The 18088-nt window shown below is 71.7% G+C and carries 19 protein-coding genes; 6 read left to right on the top strand and 13 right to left on the bottom strand.

The genetic code is table 11. The features are described from left to right. Nucleotides 1-119: 119 nt before the first annotated feature. The gene (locus P3T34_RS37900; RefSeq protein WP_280671094.1) at nucleotides 120-758 is read left to right on the top strand and encodes a hypothetical protein; all 639 of its coding nucleotides are present in this window, start codon (nucleotides 120-122) and stop codon (nucleotides 756-758) included. Nucleotides 759-793: 35 nt separating this feature from the next. Next, nucleotides 794-2125, top strand: coding sequence for an ABC transporter substrate-binding protein (locus P3T34_RS37895; protein ID WP_280671092.1), 1332 nt, complete (start codon nucleotides 794-796; stop codon nucleotides 2123-2125). Nucleotides 2126-2163: 38 nt separating this feature from the next. Here P3T34_RS37895 and P3T34_RS37890 read toward each other — a convergent pair whose 3' ends face one another. The 7 genes from P3T34_RS37890 to P3T34_RS37860 form a co-directional block, all read right to left on the bottom strand. Continuing rightward, nucleotides 2164-2880 (bottom strand): class I SAM-dependent methyltransferase, encoded by a 717-nt coding sequence (locus P3T34_RS37890; RefSeq protein ID WP_280671090.1) that lies wholly within the window; start codon nucleotides 2878-2880, stop codon nucleotides 2164-2166. Then, nucleotides 2877-3002 (bottom strand): hypothetical protein, encoded by a 126-nt coding sequence (locus P3T34_RS37885; protein WP_280671088.1) that lies wholly within the window; start codon nucleotides 3000-3002, stop codon nucleotides 2877-2879. Before P3T34_RS37885 ends, P3T34_RS37890 begins: the two co-directional genes overlap by 4 nt. A 119-nt stretch (nucleotides 3003-3121) precedes the next feature. Beyond that, complete coding sequence (locus P3T34_RS37880) at nucleotides 3122-4795, bottom strand: FAD-binding oxidoreductase (RefSeq protein WP_280671086.1); 1674 nt, start codon at nucleotides 4793-4795, stop codon at nucleotides 3122-3124. Between the two features lie 130 nt (nucleotides 4796-4925). Beyond that, nucleotides 4926-5450: a GNAT family N-acetyltransferase gene (locus P3T34_RS37875; RefSeq protein WP_280671085.1), complete on the bottom strand. Its 525-nt coding sequence runs from the start codon at nucleotides 5448-5450 to the stop codon at nucleotides 4926-4928. A 174-nt stretch (nucleotides 5451-5624) separates the two neighbouring features. Next, complete coding sequence (locus P3T34_RS37870; protein WP_280671083.1) at nucleotides 5625-6290, bottom strand: helix-turn-helix domain-containing protein; 666 nt, start codon at nucleotides 6288-6290, stop codon at nucleotides 5625-5627. Then, entirely contained in the window at nucleotides 6287-7750 is a 1464-nt protein-coding gene (locus tag P3T34_RS37865; protein ID WP_280671081.1) for an MFS transporter, read from the bottom strand. Before P3T34_RS37865 ends, P3T34_RS37870 begins: the two co-directional genes overlap by 4 nt. Nucleotides 7751-7854: 104 nt before the next feature. After that, nucleotides 7855-8583 (bottom strand): hypothetical protein, encoded by a 729-nt coding sequence (locus P3T34_RS37860; protein WP_280671079.1) that lies wholly within the window; start codon nucleotides 8581-8583, stop codon nucleotides 7855-7857. A 220-nt stretch (nucleotides 8584-8803) separates the two neighbouring features. Here P3T34_RS37860 and P3T34_RS37855 point away from each other — a divergent pair, with 220 nt between their 5' ends. The 3 genes from P3T34_RS37855 (at nucleotide 8804) to P3T34_RS37845 (ending at nucleotide 12696) form a co-directional block, all read left to right on the top strand. After that, entirely contained in the window at nucleotides 8804-9643 is an 840-nt protein-coding gene (locus P3T34_RS37855) for a polysaccharide deacetylase family protein (protein WP_280671077.1), read from the top strand. 301 nt (nucleotides 9644-9944) lie between these two features. Continuing rightward, the gene (locus tag P3T34_RS37850; protein WP_280671075.1) at nucleotides 9945-11354 is read left to right on the top strand and encodes a family 2B encapsulin nanocompartment shell protein; all 1410 of its coding nucleotides are present in this window, start codon (nucleotides 9945-9947) and stop codon (nucleotides 11352-11354) included. After that, on the top strand, nucleotides 11341-12696 hold the full coding sequence (locus P3T34_RS37845) for a SufS family cysteine desulfurase (protein WP_280671073.1): 1356 nt from the start codon (nucleotides 11341-11343) through the stop codon (nucleotides 12694-12696). The genes P3T34_RS37850 and P3T34_RS37845 overlap by 14 nt, the downstream gene beginning before the upstream one ends. 134 nt (nucleotides 12697-12830) lie before the next feature. Here P3T34_RS37845 and P3T34_RS37840 read toward each other — a convergent pair whose 3' ends face one another. Continuing rightward, the gene (locus tag P3T34_RS37840) at nucleotides 12831-13727 is read right to left on the bottom strand and encodes a LysR family transcriptional regulator (RefSeq protein ID WP_280671071.1); all 897 of its coding nucleotides are present in this window, start codon (nucleotides 13725-13727) and stop codon (nucleotides 12831-12833) included. A gap of 183 nt (nucleotides 13728-13910) precedes the next feature. On the opposite strand from P3T34_RS37840, the gene P3T34_RS37835 reads away from it, so the two are divergent. After that, entirely contained in the window at nucleotides 13911-14489 is a 579-nt protein-coding gene (locus P3T34_RS37835; RefSeq protein ID WP_280671069.1) for a DUF6817 domain-containing protein, read from the top strand. A 70-nt stretch (nucleotides 14490-14559) separates the two neighbouring features. Here P3T34_RS37835 and P3T34_RS37830 read toward each other — a convergent pair whose 3' ends face one another. From P3T34_RS37830 to P3T34_RS37810, 5 genes are all read right to left on the bottom strand, one after another. Then, a complete protein-coding gene (locus P3T34_RS37830) occupies nucleotides 14560-14760 on the bottom strand; it encodes a hypothetical protein (RefSeq protein ID WP_280671067.1) in 201 nt (66 codons plus the stop codon). A gap of 43 nt (nucleotides 14761-14803) precedes the next feature. Then, nucleotides 14804-15256 carry a hypothetical protein gene (locus tag P3T34_RS37825; protein WP_280671065.1) on the bottom strand — a complete coding sequence of 151 codons (453 nt, stop codon included), beginning with the start codon at nucleotides 15254-15256 and terminating at the stop codon, nucleotides 14804-14806. 128 nt (nucleotides 15257-15384) lie between these two features. Next, entirely contained in the window at nucleotides 15385-16167 is a 783-nt protein-coding gene (locus P3T34_RS37820) for a hypothetical protein (protein ID WP_280671063.1), read from the bottom strand. 139 nt (nucleotides 16168-16306) lie between these two features. Next, nucleotides 16307-16981, bottom strand: coding sequence for a response regulator transcription factor (locus P3T34_RS37815; RefSeq protein WP_280671062.1), 675 nt, complete (start codon nucleotides 16979-16981; stop codon nucleotides 16307-16309). Further along, nucleotides 16954-18087 carry an ATP-binding protein gene (locus P3T34_RS37810; RefSeq protein ID WP_280671060.1) on the bottom strand — a complete coding sequence of 378 codons (1134 nt, stop codon included), beginning with the start codon at nucleotides 18085-18087 and terminating at the stop codon, nucleotides 16954-16956. Before P3T34_RS37810 ends, P3T34_RS37815 begins: the two co-directional genes overlap by 28 nt. Nucleotide 18088: the final 1 nt, after the last annotated feature.

The raw sequence follows: 18088 nt of genomic DNA, 5'->3' as shown, positions 1-18088 counted from the left end.
CCGCCGGCCGCGCCGCCCGGGCTCGCCCGCCCGTCGTGTTGCGGGCCGGCGGTCGATCGGCCTTCATAGTGTCACCTGCGTCACACTCGGTCGCAGCGCGAGACCAGGTGGAGAAACCCATGCGCACCATGCCCAACGACCGGCCGGCCGACCCGGCGCGGTGCCCGTCCGCAGAGCCGCGGTCCCACTCGTCCGGCCGCCTCGGGCCTGTCCTGCCGCTGCTTCGCACGGCGGCCGCCGTGCTTGGCGTCCTGCTGCTGGTGGCCTCCTGTTCGAGCAGCAAGAAGAGCAGTTCCAGCACCACCCCGACGCCTGCGGCGAGCAGCGTGCCGGCGGCGCCGTCCGGGTCCGCCGCGTCCTCGCCGTCCGCGACCGGCAGCGCCCCGGCCGACGTGGCCGCCGCCACGGCGCAGGTCACCCAGAACTGGCAGAGCTTCTTCTCCCCGGCCACTCCGATCAGCACCAAGGCCGGGCTGCTGCAGAACGGCGCCCAACTCCAGCCGCTGCTCCAGGTCTTCGCCGCCGACCCGCGGATCTCGCAGATCAGCGCGCAGGTCACGAACGTCCAGTTCAGCTCCGCCGGCACCGCGGTCGTCACCTACAACCTGCTGCTGCAGGGCCAGGTGGTGCAGCCCAACGCGGCCGGTCAGGCGGTGCTGGAGGACGGCACCTGGAAGGTCTCGCAGAGCACGCTCTGCGGGCTGGTCGCGCTGAGCGGCAACACCGCGGCCAGCGCGGTGCCCGGGTGCAGCAGCTGATTTCGGCAGGGCGAGGCCGGACCCGGACCGGTAGGGTGGCCGCCACGCTGGCGGCCACCCTGCTGGTGCTGTCCGGCTCGCTGGCCGGCTGCGGCTCCCGGCTGCCGCAGAGCGACTTCGCCGCGCCGAGTCCGACGGCCGCCGGAGGCAACCCGGCCAGCGACACCGGGGTGACGCCGAGCCAGATCAAGATCGGCATCGTCACCTCGCTGACCAGCCCGCTCGGCACCGAGGTGCTTTCCGGGCCCCGGTACGGCGCGCTGGCGTTCTTCCAGGCACTGAACGCGGCCGGTGGCCTGCACGGGCGGACGGTGCAGGTGGTGACCTGCGACGATTCCGGCAACGGCTTCGGCAACCAGCAATGCGTGCACAAGCTGATCGACCAGGACCAGGTCTTCGCCTTCGCGGCGGGCAGCGTGCTCGACTACGCGGGAGCGCCGTACGTCAACGGCAAGGCGGTGCCGGACGTGGGCAGCCAGCCACTGGGCACCCAGTACGACCAGTACCCGCACCTGTACGGGATCTACGGCAGCAACGCCCCGCGCGAGGGCCGCTCGGTCGGCTGGGACGGGACGCTCTTCCTCAGCACCGAGGTCTACCGCTACTTCAAGCAGCGGCTGGGCGTGCGGCGGGCCGCGGTGGTCGCCTACAACCAGGCGGAGTCGCTGAGTTACGCGCACCAGCTCGAGCAGGGCCTGGCGGCCGAGGGCTACCACGTGCTGATGAAGACGGTGGACCTGGCGCTGCCCGCGTTCGCCGCGGTGGCCACCGCGATGGCCTCCGACGGCACCCAGATCGTCTTCGACGCGATGGACACCCGGGGCAACACCGGGCTCTGCCAGGCACTGGACGCGGCGGGGGTGCGGCTCGCCGCCAAGGTGACCAATGTGCAGAACTGGACCCAGACGGTGGCCCGCGACTACGCGGCGGCGCCCGGCTGCCGCAGCGTCCTGTGGGCCACCTCGTCCAGCCGCAACTACGCGGACACCCGGTACCCCGCCGTCCAGCAGTTCCGCAGTGCCATGGGCCGCTTCTACCCGGACCGCGAACCGCTGCTGTCCGCCTGGGAGTTGGAGGGCTGGGCGGGTGCGCAGTGGCTGACCGACGCGATGGACTCCTGCGGGGCGACGCTCACCCGGGCCTGCGTGGAGCGGTTCATGAACCGGGCCCAGCCCTATGACGCGCACGGGCTGCTGATCCCCGCCGACTTCGCCCGCGAGCCGCGCCCCAGCGGCCTGACCCGCGCCTGCCTGAACGTGGCCCGCTGGCAGGACGCCACCCCGGCGGGCGGCTCCGGCTGGGTCACTCAGGTGCCCGACATGGACACCGACTGCTTCGACGTACCGCAGCTCCCCTACCAGCCCTGAACCGCCGGCCGACCCGGACCTGACACTCAGCACACGTGTTAGCGCGGCAGGCTCTGGGTGATCCGCCACAGACGACGCGGCAGCTCGCCTTCCTCGAAGGCGTCGACCTCCCGCAGGATCCAGCCGTCGGCGAGGGCATCGACCAGGTTGCGGGAGAAGAAGTGCACGGCGAAGCCGCCGTGTTCGAAGATGCCGTCGCCCCGCTCCGTGCCGGCTCCGTAATGGGCGTCCCCGGTGTGCCGCACCGTGTAGACGAAGGTGCCGCCGGGCCGCAGGACTCGCCGGACCTCGCCGACGAGCGCGTGGATCTGCGCGGTGCTCAGCGCCATGCACAGCAACATGTGGGCGAAGACCGCGTCCACCGAGGCGTCCGGCAGCGGCAGCGGCTCGCGCACGTCGTGCACCGCCGTGCTGACCCGCCCGTCGACACCCTGGGCACGCGCGGCCTGGTCCAACTGCTCCAGACCGATGGCGGAGAAGTCGGTGGCCCACACGGTGAACCCCTCGCGCGCGAAGTACAGGGCATCGCGGCCGTGCCCGGCCCCCAGCTCCAGGACCTCGACCGCCCCGACGGTACGGAACACCGAGGCGGCGTGAACCGCGGCGGCGGAGGGCTGCCCGCCGTACATGCCCGGGTGGGCACGATAGGTGTCCTGCCAGTGCCGCCGCTGCGCATCCGCCAGGTCCGACTCTTCACCCGTCACGCCACTGCGCTCCCGCTCCCGTTCCCCGCTGCCGCAGGTCTCGATCTTCACCTGGTGAACAGGGTTGCATACCTGGACAGGTACAGCGGCCAACCCTCGTCGCCGGCGACGCCTTCGGCGACGGCCTGCCAACCCGGGCCGTGCCGGTCGATGTTGCGGTGCTCCAGCTCCACCCGGGTGCGCCCGGAGGACTCGGCGATGAACCGGACAAGGGCGCGGGCCTGGTCACCGAGCGGGCCGTGGGACCCGGCGTATATATCGACTCAACCCGGCGACCAGCGGGCGGGCGCGCTCAACTTCCCGGCAGGGCCTGCGGAAAGCGGAACAGCCCCTGCGGGTCGTAGGCCTGCTTCACCTGCCGCAGCCGGGCCAGGTTGGCGCCGTAGTACGCCTGCTGCCAGCCGGCCAACTGCGGGTCCAGGTAGTTCTGGTAGGCCTCCCCGCTCGCGTACGGGCGCATGGTCGACCAGACGTCCTGCAGCCAGCTACGGGACTGGTCCACCGCCGGACCCGAACCCGCCCCGGGGTCGGGGTAGTTGGCGATGTACTGGGCGATGAACAGCGCGTCGCGGTGGACGAACGCGGTGTCGCCGGGCGCCACCCGGTTGACCGCGCCGCCCAGTGCGTCGAAGGTCACCGCCGCGCTCCCGCCCTGCGGCACGGTACGCGCATACCGCTGGACCGCCGCCACCAGCGCCGCGATGCCACTGCCGCTGATCGCCCGGTTGTAGAAGTCGGAGCGGGCCGCGTACGACTCGCGGGTCAGCCGGCCCTGCGGACTGTGCCCCGGCAGGCTGCCCGGCAGATGCGCGGCGGCCTGCGACCAACCGGAGACGCCACCCATCACCTGCATGGTGGCCAGGTAGGACGCCGAGTGCAGCGAGACGGTGCCGGGCGGGACCGCAAGACGGCTGATCTGGTTCGCCAACTCGGCTTGCGATCCGAGGTAGTTGACCGTCGAGGTGACCTGGAGTCGGCCGTCCGGCCAGGTCAGCAGATGCAGGTCGGCCCAGAGCTGGTCGGGGGCGGTCGGCGCCCACTGCTGCCAGGCCTCCACCACCTTGGCCGCGGACGACCACGGCCAGGAGAGGAAGCCGTACGCGCAGTCCACCGCCGGGCTGGTCCGGAAGTCCAGCGAGGTCACGACGCCGAAGTTGCCCCCGCCCCCGCCGCGCAGCGCCCAGAACAGGTCCGGTTCCGCCTGCGCGTCCACCCGCAGGATCCGGCCGTCGGCGGTCACCACCTGAGCGCCGGTCAGGCTGTCGCAGGTCAGCCCGTACGCCCGGCTGGTGACACCTATCCCGCCGCCAAGCGTCAGCCCGGCCACGCCGACGCTGGGGCAGGAGCCGGCCGGGATCGTGACGCCCCGGGCGGCCAGGCCGGTGTAGACGTCGATCAACCGGCTCCCCGCGCCCACGGTGGCCGACCCTGCGGAGGCGCTCACCGCGTTCAACTCGCTGACGTCCAGCACCAGTCCGGTCCCCGAGGACCAGCCCGGGTAGCTGTGGCCGCCGCTGCGCAACGCGACCGGGACGGCGTACCGGCGGGCGAACGCCAGCGCGGTGACAACGTCCTGGGCGCTCGCCGCGTACGCGATGCCGCCCGGGCGCACGGTGTCGAACTGCGGCTGGTACAGCCGGCCCGCGGCCGCGTAGCGGCTGTCGCCGGGCAGCACCACCGGACCGCTGAGGTCCTTGGCCAGCGCCGCCCAGTCGGCCGGCCCGGCCGACGCGGTGGACGCGGTGGACGGCGACGTCGCGGAGCCGGGCCGCGGTGTCGAGGGCCGGGCACTGGCGCCCGCGGCACCGGTCCCGGTCTGCGTGCCGGAGCCCGCCGGGCGGCCGGCCGAACTGCACCCCGCCAGCGCGGCCGCCGCGGCCGCCCCCATCCCGAAGCGCAGCAGCTGCCGCCGCTCAGGCCCCGGACCGGTGGGATCCGCCACCTGGTCACCGCTGCTGTCCCGCATCGCCACACTCCCGGCTCGTTGAACGCCACCCGCGGCAGGCGCCTGCTGCCATCGTCCGCTTCCCCTGTGATAGTCGCAGCGTTCTCGTCCACGGTTCCGTCAGGCCGCCCCACCCCGCCGACGGCGCGGGTCAGGCTCGCGCGGCGGTGCTCGCCCTCGCCCCCGGCGGGCGCACCATAAAGACGTCGATCGGGTCCTCGGCCTCCAGTACGAATCCGTGGCGCTCGTAGAGCCGGCGGGCCGCACTGCCCTGCAGGACGTTCAGGGCCACGGCCATGCCCTGCGCGTCGGTCCGCTCCAACACCGCGCGCAGGACGGCGGATCCGAGCCCGCGGCCCTGATGCCGCGCAGCAAGGTAGAAGTGCTCCAGCCACTGCCTGCCCTCGGCGGGCCGGACCGTGACGCATCCTGCGAGTTCGCGATCGACCATGATGATCGACGTGTACCGCGTGGAGAACGAGTCCCGCAGCCGCTGCCGCACCCGGTGCTCGTCGTAGCGTCCAAGGCGCTCCAGATCCGCCCGCATCACCTTGGCCCGCAACTCCACGAGCGCCTCGACGTCCGCCGGTACCCCAGGACGCAGCACCCACCCCTCGCCCTCGCCCCGCACCGCCACATCCGATCGCGTCCCGTTCCCCAACACCTCAGCATTCATGATCGGATTATCTCAATCCGGCTGCTCAGCAGGCGCACCAAGGTCGCCGGGCCCCCGGCGCTCATCGAAGCGCTGCTGAACGACGCCGAGATTGAGGCGCTGCGACTGCCCTGGGCACCCTGACGACGATCCTGTCGCCCCCACACCCGCAGGACGAGCGCCCACCGCGTCCGGTCAGCCGCGCGGCGGGCGCAGCGGGACGCCGGTGGCGACCAGCGAGTCGTCAGCGGGCCGGTGGGCCAGCGGCTGGTCGGCGGGGCGGAAGCCGGCCAGGTGCACGGCGAGGTAGCGGCGCCAGACGTCGGGGGCCTGGGTGACGGTGTCCTCGATGAGGCTGCGCAGCGTCAGGACGCAGAGGTAGACATCGGTCAGCGTCAGGTCGGCGCGGATCGTGCCGGCCTGCTGGGCGTTGGCCAGCAGGGTGCCCATCAGCGCCCAGAGTTCCGTGCGGCGGGTGTCCGTGGGGGGCGGGAGTGCCTGCCACAGCCGGGAGAGGCAGCCGCAGTGCGAGGCCATCGCCGCGCCCATGTGCCACAGCGCGGCCTCCAGGCCCTCGCTGTACGGCTGTTCGGCCAGCGTGCGACGGGTGCTGTCGAGCACCTGGTCGAGGAGTTCGTCGTTGAGGGCGGTGATCAGCGCGTCCTTGGTGGGGAAGCGCCGGTAGAGCGTGCCCATGCCGACCCCGGCCCGCCGGGCGATCTCCTCGACCCCGGCTTCGGGGCCGAGTTCGGCGAAGACCTCCCAGGCGGCCCGCAGCAGGCGTTCCCGGTTCTGCGCCGCGTCGCGGCGCAGCGCCCTGGTGCCGGTCGGTGCGGGCCCGCCTGGGTGGCTGGTGGTCATACGACGGTCGATCCCTCGGTTTCGGGTACCTGGCTCGGTACGGCCTGCTGCGCCTGGGCGGCGCCCGCCGTGCTCCTGCGCAGCGTCGGGATGAGCAGTGCGGCGACCGCTGCGAGCACCGCGGCCCCGGCGAGGAACCAGAACGTACTGGAGTACCCCGAGTCCTGCGGGAACGGGTGTGCGGCGGTCACCCCAGAGGTCAGGATACTGGCCGCCACGCTGCTGCCGACCGCGCCGCCGATGGTGCGGATGTTGGCGTTCATGCCGCTCGCCACGCCGGTCTGGACCGGTGAGACCGCCTCGACGACGATCGAGGACATCGAGGAGAACGCGAGCCCCATGCCGATGCCCATCAGGCTGGAGGCGAGGTAGATCTCCCAGCCCTTGTCGTGGGCCAGGGCGAGCAGCGCGAACGGAGCGATGGTGACGAGGCCGCCGGCCACCAGCACCCGCTTGGAGCCGAAGCGGGCGGCCAGCGGGCCGGTCAGGACGCCGAGGACGAACATGCCGATCGTCATCGGCAGCATGTAGACGCCGGACTGGGTGATGCTCGCGCTGAAGCCGTAGCCCGCCAGCTTGGCGGGGGTCTGCACCAGCTGCGGCAGGAAGGTCATCGCGGTGTACATCACGACGCCGAAGAGCAGCGCGACCAGGTTCGCGGTCCACACGGCGGGTATCCGCATCATCCGCATGTCGATCAGCGGGGCGTCCGACCGGAGTTCGACGATGATCCACAGCGCGGCGAAGACCACGGCGGCGGCGAACAGGCCCAGGATGCGGCCCGAGCCCCAGCCCCAGCTCGGGCCCTCACTGACCGCGAGCAGCAGCGCGACCAGCCAGACCGAGAGCAGCAGCGCCGCGCCCCAGCTGATCCGGCCCGGGGTGCGCACCGGGGACTCCGGGACGAACCAGTAGGTGGCGACGGTGGCGACCGCCGTCATGATCATCGGGAACCAGAACAGCCAGTGGTAGTCCATGTTGTCGACGATCGGCCCGGCCAGCAGCAGGCCGAGCCCGCCGCCCACGGCGGTCAGCGCGGCGGTGATACCGACCGCGCTGCGCACCCGGACGGCGGGGAACTCGTCGCGGATGATGCCGAAGGCCAGCGGCAGCACTCCCCCGCCCAGCCCCTGGATCACCCGCGCGACGATCATCAGGCCGATCGAGTTCGCCATACCGGCCAGCGCGGACCCCGCGGTCAGCGCGACCAGGGTGACGATGAGCATCCGCTCCTTGCCGGCCTTGTCGCCGATCCGGCCCAGGATCGGCGTGGCGACCGATGCCGACAGCAGGTAGCCGGTCATCAGCCAGGTCGCGGTGTCCTGGGTGGTGTGCAGGTGCTGCATCAGGGTCGGCAGGACCGGGATGATCAGCGACTGCAGGAGGGAGTAGGCCGCGACCCCGAGGAGCAGGACGGCGAAGGTGACGTTGTAGTGCGGACGGGTGTCGGTCCGAGCCATAGGTGTGGGCCCCAGGAGAGTAGGAACCGGAGCTTCAACTCCGGATAGCGAAAACTAGCAGAACCGGAGAATCGACTCCGCATCCGCCCCGTGGGCCATGCGTCTCAGCGGTGGGGCATCCCGCCGACGAGGTCCTTGAGGGCGTCGAGCCGGGTACGGCGGTCGGGCGGGTAGCGGCGCAGGGCGCGCTCGGCTTTCCGCGAGCCGTCCTGGTAGCGCCAACGGGCCCACGGCGAGGCCGGTTTGGCCAACCGCAGGAAGGCGCACAGGGCGACGAGCGGGACCAGCAGCCCGATCACACCCAGGGCCGTCTTCCCCTTGAGGATCACCCCGACGCACAGCGCCAGGTTGACCAGCAGCAGACCGGCGAAGACGGCGTGCGCGGCGGCGCCCGTGCCGGTGTCGGAGAACGGGTTGAAGCCGGCGACCAGCAGCAGGCCGACCCCGGCCGCCAGAAACGCCGCGTCGACCGACTTGCGGCCCTCCTCCGCCCAGTAGACGTCCCTCAGGTGCAGCCACAGGGCGAACTCGTCCAGCGTGAGCGCGGCGCCCGCGCCGAACAGCACGGCCAGGATCTGCACCCCGGGCTCGCCCGGGCGGTACGCGAACTCGATCGCGCCGGCCACCACCATCGCCAGGATTCCGTAGACCTGGTGGTGGACGTGGGTCCCGCCGACGTCGACGTTGCGGAACGGCCCGCGGCCGGCCCGGATCAGCCGGGTGACCACGCGGGTGGCCACGAACGTGAGCACGAAGGCCCCGAGCATCCACAGCCCGACCCCGTGGTCCGGCCCACCGATCTCGACGTTGATCTGCACGGCCTCGTGGCGCACGGTTCCTCGCACCTCCGCAACGGCGTGGCTGACCTCGCCCCCGCCGCCAGCGGCCCGAAACCCTCCCGCTCAGCGTAGCCGGATCGAGCAGCCACGGCCGGGCGGAGCATTCGAGCCCCAAGGCGGCTCGGCGGCAGCGATGGCTGTCCGGTGAGCCAGTCGGTGGACCGTCCCAGGCGCGTCGAGCCGTGCGCCAGGGGCGCGCGGCAAGACTGCGAAGATGACCGACTCTCAGACGTCCTTCTCCCGCCGCCTGCTCCTCGCAGCGGGCGGCGCCACCCTGCTCTCCTCGTGCGCTGCGGCCGGCACCACGGTCAGCGCGCCGACACACTCGGCCAAGCCGCCCGCGCCGGCGGGAGAGACAGCCTCCGCGTCACCCGCCGCACAGACCTCCGCGTCACCAGCCGAGCCGCCCGCCGAGTCGCCCGCCGAGCCCGCCTTCACCGTGGATGCCGGGCCTATGACGGCCGCCCTCACCTTCGACGACGGCCCCAGCCCGATCTACACCGCCCAGATCCTCGCGCTGCTGCGCCAGTACGGTGTCACCGCGACGTTCTTCATGATCGGCGCCAACGTGGAGAAGTACCCCGACGTCGTGCGCCAAGTCGTCGACGAGGGACACCGCCTGGGCAACCACACCTGGTCCCACCCCGATCTGGGCGACCTGTCCGACGCCCAGATCCGCGACGAGATCGAACGCACCAGCGACCTCATCGCCACAGTCGGCCGCACCCGACCCCCCGTCCTGTTCCGCGCGCCCGGCGGCAACTTCACCCCGGCCTCGCTGACCATCTGCGCGGACCTCGGACTGCGGCCGATCTCCTGGTCCGTCGACCCCATGGACTGGTCCAGACCCGGCACCGACGTCATCGTCGCGACAGTCATGGACCACACCCGCACCGGCTCGATCGTCCTCGAACACGACGGCTGCCTCACCGACCAGCCCATCACGCCGGGCGGACCCGCCGACCGCTCCCAGACCGTCGCCGCCCTCGCCGACTACCTCCCCCGCCTCCTGCACGCCGGCTACCGGTTCACCACCGTCGGCCCCACACCCTGACAGCCATCCCCGGCTCGAAGCCGATCAGGCAGATTCCGCACGGCAGATTCCCCAAGGGAATTCGTCGAACGCATCAATGCTGCTTATGACTCAATTGGTCCTTTCGAGTGAGTTTCACGGAGTGGGTGACTGGCATCGCCCAGGACGGTCCACTGGGCGCAATCGAACATGCCTCAGGTCAGTGCGACGAGGCCGCAACAATCCTCCTGGCGAACGAACAATGCGTGCATCTCCCGCCAGCAGTACGCACTTTGACGTTCCATCACTTCTCCGTGCCGAGGACGAGGACAAGGACCAGCCGATGACCACCGAGACCGTTCAGCAGAACCAGCGGAGCCTCAGTACCTCCGCCGCCAGGAATCTCGCCACCACCACCAAGACCGCGCCCCAGATGCTCGGGATCACCCCCCGCTATCTGCTGCGCGCCCTGCCCTGGGTCGACCTGGAGGCCGGTGTCTACCGGGTCAACCGCCGCCGGGGCTTCATCCTCGGTGACGGGCTGATCAGCACCTACGCCGACGGCGGCGGCACCGCCCGGGTGATCGCCGAGGACCTGCGCGAGATCGCCTTCCTCAGCGAGCTCACCAGCCCGGTGCTCAGCGCTCTCGCCGCCGGGTTCGTGCAGCGTGAGGTCGCCGCCGGCGAGCTCATCGCCGACGCCGACGCCCCTGCCGGGCAGCTGCACATCATCGCGCTCGGCCGCGCCGAGAAGCGCGCCATCGGCCCGTACGGCGAGGACGCCCTGCTCGCGATGCTCGGCGACGGGGACTTCTTCGACGTCGCCGCCTGGGTGCGCGGCGAGGCGATGGCCTACCGGGTCAGGGCGTCCACGCCGTGTACGGTGCTCTCGCTCGACCGGCGGATGCTCACCGAACTGGCCGACCGCGAGCCCGCGTTGCGCGCCCAGCTGGACGCGTACGAGGCCGACGGGCAGGCTTCGGCCGACCGCGAGCACCCGATCGACCTGACCGCCGGCCACAGCGGCGAGCCGCACCTGCCGCAGACCTTCGTGGACTACGAGGAGAGCCCCCGCGAGTACGAGCTGAGCGTCGCGCAGACCGTACTGAAGGTGCACACCCGGGTCTCCGACATCTACAACTCCTCGATCGACCAGGTCCAGGCGCAGCTGCGGCTGACCGCCGAGGCGCTGCGCGAGCGCCAGGAGTGGGAGATGCTCAACAACGCCGAGTACGGGCTGCTCAACAGCGTCGCGCCCGGCCAGCGGGTGCACACCCGCCGGGGCGCGCCGACGCCCGACGACATGGACGAGCTGCTCGCCCGGGTCTGGAAGCAGCCGGCGTTCTTCCTGGCCCACCCCCGGGCGATCGCCGCGTTCGGGCGTGAGTGCACCCGGCGCGGGGTGCCGCCGCAGATCGTGGAGCTCTTCGGCAGCCCGTTCCTGACCTGGCGCGGGGTGCCGCTGCTGCCCTCCGACAAGCTCGACCTCAAGGGTTCGGGCGAGTCGGCTCCCGGGACGACCAACATCCTGCTGATGCGGGTCGGTGAGGCCGAGCAGGGCGTGGTGGGCCTGCGTCCGTCGAAGGTGCCGGACGAGGTCGAGCCGGGCCTGTCGGTGAAGGCGATGGGTGTCGACCACCAGGCCATCACCTCGTACCTGGTGACGAGCTACTTCTCGACCGCCGCGCTGGTGGACGACGCCATCGCCGTGCTCCAGAACGTCGAGGTGTCGAACTACTATGACTACTCCTGACACAGCCGCACCCGCGGCGCTCGCCCATGCGGCGGGCGGACCCCGGTACTGGCTGCCGCAACAGCCGGTCCAGCGGCCCACGGTGACGTCCCCTTCGGCTCCTTCGGCTCCGGCCCCGGCTCCGCCGAGCGGCTTCGACGTCGAGGCCGTCCGGCGCGACTTCCCGCAGCTGCACCGCGAGGTGAACGGCCGTCCGCTGGTCTGGCTGGACAACGGCGCCACCACGCTCAAACCCCGCCAGGTGGTCGAGGCGGTCGCCCAGCACTACGCGATGGAGACCTCCAACGTCCACCGCGGTGCGCACAGCCTCGCCAAGCAGGCCACCCAGGTGTACGAGGAGGGACGCCAGGCGGCGGCCGAGCTGCTCGGCACCCAGGACCAGGGCGAGATCGTCTTCGTCCGCGGGACGACCGAGGCCGTGAACCTGGTGGCGCAGAGCTGGGGTCGCGCCAACCTGGGGGTGGGCGACGAGATCCTGGTCTCGGCGGCCGAACACCATTCCAACCTGGTGCCCTGGCAGCTGATCGCCGCCGAGCGCCGGGCGAGGATCCGGCCGATCCCACTGCTGCCCGACGGACAGCTCGACCAGGACGCGTACCAGGACCTGCTCGGCTCCCGGACCAGGCTGGTCGCGCTGACCCATGCCTCCAACGTGCTGGGAACCGTCCCGCCGGTGGCCGAGATGACCGCGCTCGCCCACCGGTACGGCGCCAAGGTCCTGGTCGACGGCGCGCAGGCGGTGAGCCACTTCCCGGTGGACGTCACCGCCCTGGACGCCGACTTCTACGCCTTCTCCGGGCACAAGATCTTCGCGCCCACCGGGATCGGGGTGCTCTTCGGCAAGCGTGAGCTGCTGGAGGCCATGCCACCGTGGCAGGCCGGCGGCAACATGATCGACTCGGTGGAGTTCAAGGAGACCACGTACGCTCCCATCCCGCACCGGCTCGAAGCGGGGACCGGCCACATCGCCGGGGTCGCCGGACTGCGGGCGGCCCTGCAGTACCTCGCCGGGCTGGACCGGGAGGCCGCCACCACGTACGAGGAGCAGCTCACCCTGTACGCGATGGGCGCGCTGTCGACCGTCCCGGGGCTCCAACTGATCGGCGACGCACCGGGGAAGATCGGGGTGCTGACCTTTCTGCTCGCCGGGACCGACCCGATGGTACTGGCCGGGGCACTCGACCAGCAGGGCATCGCGGTGCGCGCCGGGCACCACTGCGCACAGCCGGCGCTGGCCTCCTTCGGCCTGCAGAGCGCGGTCCGCGCCTCGCTGGCCCTGTACAACACCGTTCAGGACGTGGATGCCCTGGTAGCCGCCCTGCACGACGTCCAGGCCGGATAGTTCGCCTGGTTCGCCTGGTTCGCCCCCCTGGCATACGGCGGAGGACTCCACGTCCGGTGGGGTCCTCCGCCTTGCGCTCCCGACGACGGCGAACCAGCCCCCCGCGCCTGGAGGTTCGACTGGCGAGCCGTCGCTCACGGCCTCGGTGCGCAGCTGAGGCTGACGGTGTCGGCGAAGGTCCGGGCGAGCGGGGTGAGGGCGTCCCAGCGGCGTACGGCCCAACCCACCGACAGCCGTGGCAGGTCGGGGATGGGGATGAACCGCAGGGCGCCGTCCTTGCCGTGGACGTAGTGGTCGGGCAGGGCGGGGACGACGGTGTGTCCGAGGCCGAGTTCGGTCAGCAGGATCGCGGTGTCCCAGTCGGCGACGCTGGGTTCGGGGCTGGTACGGATCCCCAGTTCCGTGAAGGCCGCGTCGAGGTGGGCCCTGGAGGAGGAGTTCTCCGGGAGACGGATGTGTCGGATGTCCGCGAGATCGGCGACCTCGATCCGGGAGCGCGCGGCGAGCGGGTCCTCGGCCCGGACGGCCAGGACCCACGGCAGCTCGACGACGGGGCGCTGCTCGATGCCGCGGACCGGGGAGCCGAGGGTGAGCCAGGCCAGATCGATGGTGCCGGAGGCAAGTGCGGCGAAGCACCTGCGACTTGAGCCCTCCGTCTGGAACTCCAGGCTCACCTGGGGGTAGCGCTCTCGGAACGCGACGACGGCCTCGGCCATGAAGTGCCGCACCGTGGTCGCCCCCGTCGCCACGCGCACGGAGCCGACTTCACCGCGTACGAGCTCGTCGATGCGGCGCAGAGCCAGGTCGAGGCCGGCGATGCCGTCCGCTGCCGCCGCCTGCAGAACGCGTCCCGCCGGAGTGGGCACCACACCGCGGGGATGCCGCTCCAGGAGGCGGGCGCCCGTCTCCTGCTCCAGCCGCTTCACGTGCTGGCTCACCGCGGACTGCGTGCAGGAGAGCTCGCGGGCGACGGCGCTCAGACTCCCGCTCTGGCACACCGCCACATAGACGCGCAGGTCATCAAGGGTCATGAACCCAAGCTATCCCTTGGGTCAGGCCTAGGAAACCCTAGGATTGACTTGGAGTCAGCTCATCCCCAATCATCCTCACAGGGCCAGGGCGGCAACCCGTCCCGATCCCCGCTCCGGTCCGGACCGCAGCCGGGGCAAGGGACGGGTGCCGACCCGCCAACCCGGACAGGAGCGCCAGACCCGATGTCCATACCTCCCGCAGCCGTCACCCAGGCCACCGCGATACTCGCCGAGCTGGGTGCCGGGACAATTGACCATCCCGGCGGCACCCTCCTCGCCCACCTCCTACGCGTACGGGAGCAGCTCGCCGCGTGGGGCGCCCGCCCTGCGCTGCAACTCGCGGGCCTGTGCCACGCGTTCTACGGCACCGACGGTTTCGCCACGGCTCTGCTGCCGCTCGATCGCCGCCCGGAACTGGCGGCGGTGATCGGCGCCGAGGCCGAGGCGATCGTGTACCTCTACGCCAGTTGCGACCGGGCCGCCTCCTATCCCGCACTCGCCGATCCCGACGCCGCCTTCCATGACCGGTTCACCGGCCGGGCCTTGACTCCCGGCCTCGGACTGCGCCAGGACTTCGCCGAGTTGTCGGCCGCGAACGAACTCGACATCGCCCGCGTCGACCCGGCCTTCCGTGAGACCTGGGGCGCAAGGCTGCTCACCTTGTTCAGCCGCTGTCAACCGCTGCTGAGCCGGCCCGCCTGGAACGACTGCCGCACCGTGCTCGCCTCCCACCCTCTCCCCCAGCCGGGTGCGAAACCCTGAGCGGGCCGCCCCGCGTCGCTCACCGGCCCGGCGCCGTCCGGTTGCCGCCGGGGATCCGGGGGCTCCGGGGTCAGCGGGTCAGCGCGGTGTCGGCGGCGGCGAGGATGGCACGGAAGGTGCGGGTGATCACCGGCCTCGCGAAATGCCGGGTGAGGAGGGCGCCGAGCAGGGGGACGGAGATCTCGGCACGGGTGGTCCAGCGCACCGCGGTGCCGCCGTCGACCTCGGTGAACGTGACTCCTCCCCCGGATCTGTCCGGGGGAGGAGTCACGATCCACTGGAGCGTGGACGGTCGCTGCCGCGTGGGTCGTGGGTCAGGAGGTCGCCGCGGCCGGCTGGTCGATGTGGATCGCGAACTTCTTCGCGTCCGCGTTGGCCGACGGGTCCGCGCCGATGTCGGAGACCGTCGTCACCATGACCGCGGGAGCGTCCGGCACCCAGTTGGTGGTCTTCGACTGCACGATGACCGAGGTGGTCTGCTCGGTGCCGTCGCAGATGATCAGGTCCTCGGACACCCGGGTGGATCCGAACGCGATGGTGGACGGGTCCTGCGGGTCGGGCTGCTCAACCGAGACGTTCAGCGAGCGCTCGCCGGCGGGCGTGTCGCAGGTGTAGGCGACGTCGACATGGACCTTGCTCGGGTACTTCGCGTCGATCACCGCCGCGTTGATGCTGATGGTGTCCGTCGCCGACGCCGAGGGCGCCGACGCCAGTGTGCCGACGCCCGCGAGCAGCACGGCCACACCCAGTCCGACGAACCGTTTCATATGTCCTCCTTGGTTCCTGAGCCCCCGGACCCACTATCAGGTGACCCTCGGCCGCGGGCGACTGGACAGCCGCCGAACGCGCGGGCACCCGCTGCCGGCGGCTGGAACCGGATGACGGTTGGAGGTGGTCAGCTGTTGCTGATTCGTTCGCCCATGTACATGCCGCAGGCGTTGGAGGTGATGCCGGTGGCCGAGACCCAGTAGCCGGTGGGGACCGGGGAGTCCGAGCAGATGGTGATCCCGTTGTACGGGAGGCTGAGCGTGCCGCCCAGGTACTCGCCGCAGGCGTTGAGGATGGGGTTGCCGGTGATGACCCAGCCGGCGGGGATCGGCGAATTGCCGCAGAAGCTCATCCCGTTGGACAGCGTGTTGATCCGACCGCCCAGATAGATGCCGCAGGCGGCGTTCTGGTAGTTCGCGGTGATCACGTAGCCAGCGGGCATCGGCGTGTTACCGCAGATGGCGATCCCGTTGTAGGCCGTGGAGATCACCTCGCTGTACCACTGCGCGCAGACGTTGTTGGGGTTCTCCGCGGTGATCACGTAGGTGCTCGGGATCGAGCCGTTGGAGTTCCCGCAGATCTGGATGCCGCTGTAAATCGTGTTGATCCGGCCGCTCTGGTACGGCCCGCAGCTGCCGGTCGTGTAGTTGGCGGTGATGGCGTAGCCGCTGGGGATCGGCGAGTTGTCGCAGATGGTGATCCCGTTGGACGGCGGCTGGATCGTCTCGGTGAGATAGCCGCCGGTACAACTTCCGGTCAGGGTCTCCGAGACGATCACATATCCCGGCGGCACGGGAGAGCTCCCGCAGACGGTGGCCGCCTGCGCCGCGCCGGCCAGGAAGACAACACTGCCTGCGACCAGGGTGAGCGCGGTCAGCAAGCGCCCCAACCAGGTACCTATGGACTTCATGACTCTCCCGCTCTCTCGGCCCGGTTCCGCTGAAACCGGGGAACGGCCCGTCGTTGGGGGGTGCCCCCGGGCCGCCCGAAAGGCTAGGGGGGACGGCCGCGCCCCAGCAGCCACCCGTTCGGGGGGCTTGCGAGAGCCGTCATGGCGCGTCGAGGGCGCCGAGTCCGTCCTCGCGTACCCGCATGGCCAGATCGGTCTTCGTGTACGTGGGGCGGTTCGCCTGCTGGTACTTGGCCTTGACCCGGTCCAGGTAGTCCTTGGCCGTGTTCGGTGTGATGCCCGCGCGCCGGGCCGCGGACTTCAGGGTCATCCCCGAGGCGTAGTCGAGGAGGATCCGCAGTTCCCTGGGCGACAGCCGGGGCCGACTCGGGCTCTCGTCGTGCGCGCAGGCGAAGGCCAGCTCCGGGGAGAGCGCGGTGCCGCCGGCCGCGACCTCCTCGATCGCGGCCACCAGCGTCGCCAGGTCGTTGTCCTTGGTCAGGTACCCGTCGGCGCCTGCCGCGAGGGCGGCGAGGATCCGCGCGCGGTCGGGCACGGTGCTGATCACCAGCACCCGGCTGCCGCCGGCCCGCAACCGCCGGATGTTCTCCGCCGGTGCGGAGCCGTCCCGGAGCACCAGGTCGAGCAGCACCACGTCGGCGGCGGCGTTCGCGCTGCTGTTCGCCTCGGCGAGTAGTTCGTCCGCTGTGGCGGTGGTGGCCAGCAGGCGCACGCCCGGTACGTTCGCCAGCCAGGACCGCATCCCGTCCAGCAGCATCCGGTCGTCGTCGACGACCGCGACCGTGATCACCTCGGCCACCGCAGTTCGACGCACACGCCCTCGCCGGGCGAACTCTCGACGGTCGCCAGGCCGCCGACCTCGCGCAGCCGGTCCTGCACCGAGCAGCGCAGGCCGAGCCCGGGGACGACCCGCGCGGGATCGAACCCCGTACCCCGATCGACGACGCTGACCACCAGCCGGCCGGGGCCGCCGGCCGCGGTCAGGTACGCGTGCCCGGTGCCGGCGTGCCGCCGTACGTTGTTCAGCGCCTCGGTGACCGCGTCGCCCAGTGCGGCGGCGACCTCGGCTGGCACCGGGGGCAGGTCGTGGTACTGGGCAGTGACCCGCAGGTTGAGGCTCTCGGCGGACCGGACGGCCTCCTCCAGCGCCGCTCCGACCTGCGGGTGGTGCTCCTCGTCCGCGGTCCGCTGGATCAGTCGGCGCAGATAGGCGGCCTCGCGGGCGCAGCGCTCGCGCACCAGCGGCCCGTTCGCGTCCACGCCGCCGCCGGCGATGGCGGTGAGGGTGGCGAGCACGGTGTCGTGCAGGGCCCGGTGGTGTTCGAGCCGCTCGGCGTACCTGGCCTTGAGCGCCTCGGCGGCGAGCGCCCGCGCGCCGGCCTGCTCCAGCAGGCGGCCCTCCCGACGCAGGTACCACCAGAACACCCAGGCCAGGATCGCCGACGACGCCAGCGAGTTGAGGTCGCTGCCGAGCACCGCGGTGCCCGCGCCGATGGTCTGATACGCGCTCAGGTGGGCCGCCGCCACCAGCACCACCGCCCCGACGATCCAGCCGCCCTCGAAGGCGACCGCCGCCGTGGCACTCGCCGAGCTGCCCAGCAGCACGACCCAGGCGATCGAGGCGGGATCGCGGCCCGCGCCGCAGGCGAGCGCGAGGAGCGGCAGCGCGCACCCGCTGACGACCACATCCAGCCAGACCGCCCGGGCGGCGAACCAGCCGTCGCGCAGGGCGCCGCGGAAGACCAGCACGCTGCACAGCGCGGCGGTGCCCAGGAGCGCCCACGGGGCCGCGCCGTCCCGGTGATGCTGGGTCAGGACGAGGAAGCCGCCGGCCAGGTGGCTGGCGCGGTAGAGCATGGTCGCCAGCACCATGAACGACCGGGCCCGGCGCAGCCCCGCCACTGCCTCGTGATCAGCCAAC

It is taken from the genome of Kitasatospora sp. MAP12-44, assembly GCF_029892095.1.
Taxonomy (GTDB): domain Bacteria; phylum Actinomycetota; class Actinomycetes; order Streptomycetales; family Streptomycetaceae; genus Kitasatospora.
Note: the sequence above shows the minus strand (reverse complement) of the source record. Positions and strands in the feature narration are given on the sequence as shown.